Consider the following 6857-nt stretch of genomic DNA (forward strand, 5'->3'; position numbering starts at 1 on the left):
AATGCTCGCCCCTCGTCGCGCCACTGCATTCTCGGCCATCTCGCGGCGTTGAGATGGCCGATCTACTTTTTTCCGAGAGCTTCCTTGAGCAAATCCGCCTGCATGCTCAGGTCCGCATACATCCGTTCAAGCCGCTGGTGGCCCCCAGCCCAATGCCGATTGGAAGCCCCAGGACCTGACCCCGGACTTGCAAAAGACGGACGCCTTGGGTGCCCACGGCGCGGCGCGTGATGCGATCCTCTGCGCGTTTGGCGTGTTGCCCGCTATGCTGGCGCGAAACGCCCAAGGCCCCCTAGTGAGGGAAGGGCAACGCCAGCTTGCGACGTGGACCCTACAACCGTTGGCAGAGATCGTTTCCGAGGAAATGACGGACAAGCTGGGCCAGCCGGTGCAGATGGACACGCTCAGGCCGCTACAGGCATATGACGCCGAGGGCCGTGCCCGCGCGGTGGCTGGTGTGGTGCAGGCGCTTGCAATGGCCAAAGAGGCGGGCGTTGATGCGGATACCGCAATGAAGCTGGTGGGGTGGCAAGAGTAACGCCTACAGAGCGCCCCTGATGTCATAGGTAGATGTCTTGCTCATTTCCTTCACCCGCAACGTAACAGTATGCGGGTGCTCTTCAATGTAGCCGGGTGGTAAATGCCACTCGCGCTCTTGCACGACATAAGGCCCGTTGGTCTGCCACCAAAACACATCCCCAACGGCGGGAACCGTTTCCGCTTCAATATCACCAATAAATTTCTCACCGTCCAACACGCGCATAATTGCCATAGAACACTTCCCCTTTTTCGATTCGATCTTATGGATGGGCAGACAGAAGGACAAGCGTTCAAGAAAGCTACGGATCGAGAATGCGGCGCAGCTTGTTACCCCAGATGTTACCCTAAGCCAAAATCCACCAAGTCCGCTTAACACGACTTAAGCTAGCTCTTTGCTTTCTTGGGGATATTTGGCTCCGGCGGTAGGGATCGAACCTACGACCAATTGATTAACAGTAACGAAAATCGTGTTCCGCCGCTATGCTCCCATGCTACCCCACTCCACCATAAACTACTGATAGTAAATATATTTTGGGGATTGTCAGCGCTCCATTATTCTCTGATATTGTCCGGTATCTGCCCATGATCTGCCTACTAATTGCCTACTAGGATGGGGATGGCTATGCCGAAGCTGACTGCGCAATACGTTAGAGACCTACCGCCTGCGGTGTCAGGTCAGACGCTGGTAACGGACGATGCATTACCCGGTTTTGGCGTCAGGGTGGGCGCGCAGAGTAAATCATACTTCGCGGAAAGTCGGGTAAAGGGGCGCACCCGGCGCGTGACCATTGGGCGGGCGGATACTCTGACGTTGAATGAAGCCCGCAGGCTGGCCATGAAAGCACTCGCGGAGATGGCAGATGGAAAGGACCGCAACGCTGAGCTCAAACGAGAGCGAGCAAAGCTGATGACTTTAGGTCAAGCTGTTGACGGCTGGATTGACGAAAGGGGCCACCGGGTCAGTACTGCCACCACATACCGAAACACAATGAGACGCGAGTTTGGTGACTGGCTCAACATGGAGCTGCGCCGGATCACCCCAAAACAATTTCAGGCGCGGTTCCACGAAATCTTAGCCCGGACCGAAGCCGGGGCGGCGTTGGCCGTGCGCACATTTCGATCATGCTGGAATTGGGCTCGGGCAGACGTGACAGACGGGGATGGCCTGCCGATCCTACCGGAATGCCCAGCCGATATCGTAAAGGCCAAGAAGCTGATGCCCAAGGCAAAGCGCAAACAGTCTTTCGTCTCTGACTGGGCCGCGTTCTTTGACGCTCTGGACGGTCTTGAAACATCATCCAACCGTCACGCCGATGCGGGCAATATGTTCAAGATGTTCATGGAACTGTTGGCCCGAACGGGAATGCGCATGAGTGAGGCCGCGAACCTCAACTGGGTTGATGTAGACATGGCCGCCAAGACGTTCACCATCACGGCAGAACGGGCAAAGAATGGCGAGGCTCTGACGCTGCCGATGTCGGATCAAACTTTTGCACTGTTCGATGGGCTGAAAGCACGCACAGAGGGTGAACGATACATATGGGGCGCATCAGCCTATGGCGATCCGCGCAAAACACTCACTGCTTTCCGCAAGGCTCTCGGGTGGCCCGTTAATTTCCATGATCTACGCCGTTCGTTCGCTACCATCGCAACCGATTTGGATGTGCAGCAAAGCAAAATATCGCGCCTTCTCAATCACACCACTGGGGGCAATGTTACCCTTGGCTATCAGGTCTCGAAGAACCCAGAGACGTTGCGCCCGTCTGTGCAGCGCATATCGGACTTCATCGACCAGCAACGGACATCTTGAATGTTTGTGAGGTCTGGTGTAGAGCTTGTGATGCGTTAGAGCAAGGAGGCTTGTCAGCGCTGCTTTGAAGTCCGTTAGATAGTAAGCAGTGTTGGTAGCGCGAAGCGACCCAACTGGGCATTCCGTAGAAGGGTGGTGTGCCAGCTTCGTACCTTGGAGAGACGCAATGTCCCATAATACAGCCTTGTCCGCTCACGCGGCCCCCGTCATGTTGACAACAGAAGAAGCGGCTTCACTGATTGGTGTTACGCGCCGCTTTCTCGAAAAAGACCGGCATACTGCCCGGCAGAATGGCACATCGCCAGCCATCCCCTACAGCGAAATGGGACGCCGCACCGTTCGGTACAACCGCGCCGACGTGCTCGCTTTTCTTGACGCAACTCGCGTCGAGTAAGTTCGGCAAGTCGATAACCAGCTCAAGTTTTCAATCTTGATGCCCGAGGCTCTAGCCATGACAAAATCAGATACAAACGTCGGTGGGGGCGGCGATATTGCGCATCCCAGCTCAGAATTTACTTCGAAGGCGAAACAGACTGGAAAGCCCGCTTTAATAGAAAATAACTATGTTTGTCAGTGGGATGAGGAGGGCGGATGTGGCGACCAAGTAATGGTCATAAGTAAATGCAATGATGTGTGTTGCGCAGAAAAGAAAATGATGGATGATCCGGCATATGCGGAACTTCTGCACGATCTCGACAACATGACGAAGATGCAACTCAGGAAAAAATACTCTGGGGAGGCCTGCTCACATCGCAACATGTTGTCGCGCAGAAAGACCCACGGCGCAAAAGTCCATGGCAGCCTTCAAGCCTTCCCCGACTTCTTGCGTCACGTTGGGCCGAAGCCCACGAAGAAGGCCACACTCGACCGAAGCGAAAACGATGATCGCGAGTATGCACCGGGCAAGGTGCGGTGGGCTGACAAGCAGACACAGAACCGGAACAAGGGTGATAGCCTTATTTTTACTTGCCCGACCACGGGGCGTTATTTCACTGCTTCACAGCTGGCTACTAAACAGGGCGTGAAACCGGCGACCATCCGCTCAAGGCGTGCCAGAGCGTGGACTGACGCTGAAATCATCGCGGGAGAGCGACAGGATGCCAGGCGTGTGCGAAAGCCTCGTACTTCGCCCAGCGTGCACGTGCATCATGCTACGGGTCGTTCAGCGGCGCAGATAGCCTTTGAAAGGGCCAAAAAGTCTGTAGAGCGCGAACGGGCGGAGACCGGGGTTGAGCCGTTCATTTGCACACCGGCGGAGATGCAGGAAATATTCTCAGACGACCCCGGGTTATGCAACGGCGAGGAGTGGCTTCGTCAAGCAGAGAAATCCTTCCTTCGAAACAAGCTTCCCAAGTATTGGAAGGAGTATGGACCCCACATCAACTTCAATGCACTGACGCCCGAGCAACAGGTTTGGGTTATGCGTATCGACCCAGACCAGAGACAAAATCTGGAACGCGCAGATGCCCTATAAGGTTCTGATTTGTAATAGATATGTAAGACTCCCATTTGGAAAGATCAGGGGTCGCTCCGGCAGGGACACCAGTTTGTCCCCGCTGTTTCAACCCCACTGAACCGGGGGGTTAGGCGGGTCCCAGAGCAATAATTGGCACAGGTTGGATTAACTGGAGCCTGATGACCCGGACACGTTCATTTCTGAGCATGTCGGCGCAACACACCCTGATTTCCCTCAGCGCCGCAGCCGCTGCACTTCGCGGGCTGCATGGGGACACTCATGTCATGATGAGCAGGTCCTCGAAAATTCTGGAGTAGGTGTCGTCTCGCTAGACACTTCAGAATGACAAACCGACGAAAATTTCGGCGGATTTTCGTGCGGATTTTTTTGTTCGATCTTGCCGCATTTTTCTTCCCTGTACCGCGCTAGTAGCTACGAGAAACGAGGGCACAATCGTTCCAGCTCCCCCTGCTCATGGAGGAGCCTATGCCACCGATTTCACCACCCGAACGCTTCGCAGGTCTGCTGGTCGAACGTGCCCAGACTTGGCCGTTCAAGGGGCTGATACCCCCGCCACCCATGTCGCCGTGGATGGCCTCCAGTTTGCTGCAAAAGGCGATCCGCAGAGGCGATGTTCCACGCACCCAACTGGCGGTATCCTCGCTGATGGCCACTGATCCCGCCCGGTTCTGGCGCAGGCTGGGCGTCATCGCCTTTGAAGACATCGGACTGGCCAATCTGCCACTGGTTGGCCAAGTCACCATCGCCCTACGCGGCAAGACCTATAGGCGGGCGTTTGGTGGTGATGCGCGTGTGGCCATCGGCTTGGCGACTGATCTTGCCCGATCTCCGAAAAACCGGGCAGCGGATGATCTGCTATGTGTGCTGACCGACCATCCCATGATCCCCGCATTGACGCAGAAGCTGGCCGCGATGTCCGAGCGCCAACTTCTGGAAGTCGTGGCGGGATGTAGTAATACTACAACCACGTGTGTCGCTGCCGATATGTTTGCAGTTAATTGCAATTTGCCCTTACATAAAGTGGCAACAAGACTGACTGATGCTTTGGGCGTTGGCCCGTCCGTTGCATGGCTGGTGGTCGAGGGGTGGACCCGCACGCGCACGATGTTGCCGCTCTTGGTCGGCTTGCTGACCCAAGAGAACGGGCTAAAGCAGCCCAATCCAGATGACCCAATGCCAGACGAGGTTGATATCGCAGGCTTACCAAGCTGGGCGCTCGACATGTTCACCCGCGAAGGCAAAGCCTCTATTCGCCGCCTGATGGCAGGCAACAGCGATGTGGCCCGATATGTGCGGGGTTCCTTCCCATACGCAGGCAGAACGCGGCTTTTGGGCGAGGCGGTGTTTCGGGTGGAAAGTGGAATGCTCCGCCACCGAACGGATGGGGCAATGGGCCAAAGGTTACGATCCCAGATGGAGCGGGAATGCTTGGGGATCGACCCCGGTCAGGCGGATACGTTGCTCAAACTGATGCGAGACGCGATCCCCGAACTCAACGCCTGCCGCACCGCGATCATGGAGGGCCAGCGCAATGACTGACCCTCTAGTTCTAACCCGGGATAATCCTTTCTTATCCGGGTCCACAAATGCCGCCCTTGCAGGGTCGGATGCACTGTCTGAGGCTGCGGAAACGTTCATTAGCGCCAGCATTTCCGAGAACACCCGCAAGGCCTATCGCTCCGACCTCGCGCATTACACGGCATGGGGCGGCACTCTGCCTGCGACGCCGGAACAGGTCGCCCGCTATCTGGCCGACCATGCCGCCACGCTGGCCCCATCCAGCCTTGCGCGGCGGATCGCGACTCTGAGCAAGGTCCATGCCGCGAACGAATGGCCCAACCCCTGCCAAAGTGAGGTCGTTCGGGCCACGATACGCGGGATCAAGCGGGTCAAAGGCACCGCTCAGGATCAGGCCAAGCCCCTGCTGCGCGAAGACCTATTTCTGGTCCTCGACGCGATGGCCGACACCCCACGCGACCATCGCGACCGTGCCTTGCTGTTGCTAGGCTGGGCCGGGGGATTTCGCTGTTCGGAACTGGTCGGACTTGATAAGGGTGACATCGACGAGGTGCGCGAGGGCCAAATCCTGACCTTGCGGCGCTCCAAAACCGACCAAACAGGCCAAGGTCGCAAAATCGGTATCCCCCTTGGCCGAACCCGTCATTGCCCCGTCGCGGCTCTGACCGCGTGGCGTGAAGTGCTGGCGGATAACAGCGGCCCCTTGTTTCGCCCCGTTGATCGCCACGGCAACATCTCGACCGACCGCATCCGCAGCGACGCCGTGTCCACGATCCTACGCAACCGCCTCGCAAATGCCGGGATCGACCCTGAGGGCTACAGCGGCCACAGCCTCCGTGCAGGCCTCGCCACCAGCGCCGCACGGGCTGGGGTCTCGACCCTCAAAATCCGCGCCCAGACCGGCCATTCCTCGGATGCGATGCTGAGTCGGTATGTGCGCGATGGCGAGATTTTTGACGGCAACGCCGCCGGGGCGCTGTTGTGACCAAGGCCGCGTCAGTGCGGCTACATCTGCTTCCCGGCCAGTGCCTCGATCTGCACAGCGACCACCTCAAGCGTGGCTTCCGAAATGCCCTGCGCGGCGGACAGTATGCGCTGTGTCAGCAGGTCATGAGCGGAACGTTTGGGGGCATCTTCCAACCCGCGCAACTCGTTTGGCGTCGCGGCAAGCGCATTGGCAATCCGAACAAGGGTGGCAAGATCAGGTTCGCGATCCCCGCTGACATAATGCGCATAGCGCCTCTCGCTCTAGCCGCTCCGCCGGGCGACCTCCGCGTTCGAGATACCAAGTCCAGCAGCCCGGTTCCTCAAGTTTTTGCAGAACACTTCCATAGGAACGTTTTGTTCTGGATTGGCAATACGTGCTACGAACGATGTGTGGGCCTGATTGCGTCCATTTTGTTCTGACTGCGGTCAAGGAGGAACCGATGAATCCCAAAAACAAAAAGAGCTTTGATGAACGTTTGAAGGAGTTCAACGAGAAGAACGCGGCGGAACGGCGCAAATTGTGGG

Annotated in this window: 8 protein-coding genes and 1 pseudogene; 6 read left to right on the top strand and 3 right to left on the bottom strand. The window is 57.2% G+C overall.

The features are described from left to right. Window positions 1–140: pseudogene (locus LCF59_RS17160) on the bottom strand (IS3 family transposase); the annotation flags it as partial. 200 nt (window positions 141–340) lie between these two features. On the opposite strand from LCF59_RS17160, the gene LCF59_RS17165 reads away from it, so the two are divergent. Further along, on the top strand, window positions 341–538 hold the full coding sequence (locus LCF59_RS17165; RefSeq protein WP_292288843.1) for a hypothetical protein: 198 nt from the start codon (window positions 341–343) through the stop codon (window positions 536–538). 3 nt (window positions 539–541) lie between these two features. Here the strand turns inward: LCF59_RS17165 and LCF59_RS17170 are convergent, their stop codons facing one another. Beyond that, complete coding sequence (locus LCF59_RS17170; protein WP_292288844.1) at window positions 542–772, bottom strand: hypothetical protein; 231 nt, start codon at window positions 770–772, stop codon at window positions 542–544. A gap of 390 nt (window positions 773–1162) precedes the next feature. On the opposite strand from LCF59_RS17170, the gene LCF59_RS17175 reads away from it, so the two are divergent. The 5 genes from LCF59_RS17175 (at window position 1163) to LCF59_RS17195 (ending at window position 6330) form a co-directional block, all read left to right on the top strand. Further along, a complete protein-coding gene (locus LCF59_RS17175; RefSeq protein WP_292288845.1) occupies window positions 1163–2350 on the top strand; it encodes an integrase family protein in 1188 nt (395 codons plus the stop codon). A 166-nt stretch (window positions 2351–2516) separates the two neighbouring features. Next, entirely contained in the window at window positions 2517–2744 is a 228-nt protein-coding gene (locus tag LCF59_RS17180; RefSeq protein WP_292288846.1) for a hypothetical protein, read from the top strand. A 57-nt stretch (window positions 2745–2801) separates the two neighbouring features. Then, complete coding sequence (locus LCF59_RS17185) at window positions 2802–3824, top strand: hypothetical protein (protein WP_292288847.1); 1023 nt, start codon at window positions 2802–2804, stop codon at window positions 3822–3824. A 468-nt stretch (window positions 3825–4292) separates the two neighbouring features. Then, complete coding sequence (locus tag LCF59_RS17190) at window positions 4293–5366, top strand: hypothetical protein (RefSeq protein ID WP_292288848.1); 1074 nt, start codon at window positions 4293–4295, stop codon at window positions 5364–5366. Beyond that, window positions 5359–6330, top strand: a complete 972-nt coding sequence (locus LCF59_RS17195) for a site-specific integrase (protein WP_292288849.1) — start codon at window positions 5359–5361, stop codon at window positions 6328–6330. Before LCF59_RS17190 ends, LCF59_RS17195 begins: the two co-directional genes overlap by 8 nt. A gap of 20 nt (window positions 6331–6350) precedes the next feature. On the opposite strand, the gene LCF59_RS17200 is transcribed toward LCF59_RS17195, so the two are convergent. Beyond that, window positions 6351–6485 (bottom strand): hypothetical protein, encoded by a 135-nt coding sequence (locus LCF59_RS17200; protein WP_292288850.1) that lies wholly within the window; start codon window positions 6483–6485, stop codon window positions 6351–6353. Window positions 6486–6857 lie beyond the last annotated feature (372 nt).

Origin of the sequence: Marivita sp. (assembly GCF_020055675.1) — a bacterium.
Lineage (GTDB): Bacteria > Pseudomonadota > Alphaproteobacteria > Rhodobacterales > Rhodobacteraceae > Marivita.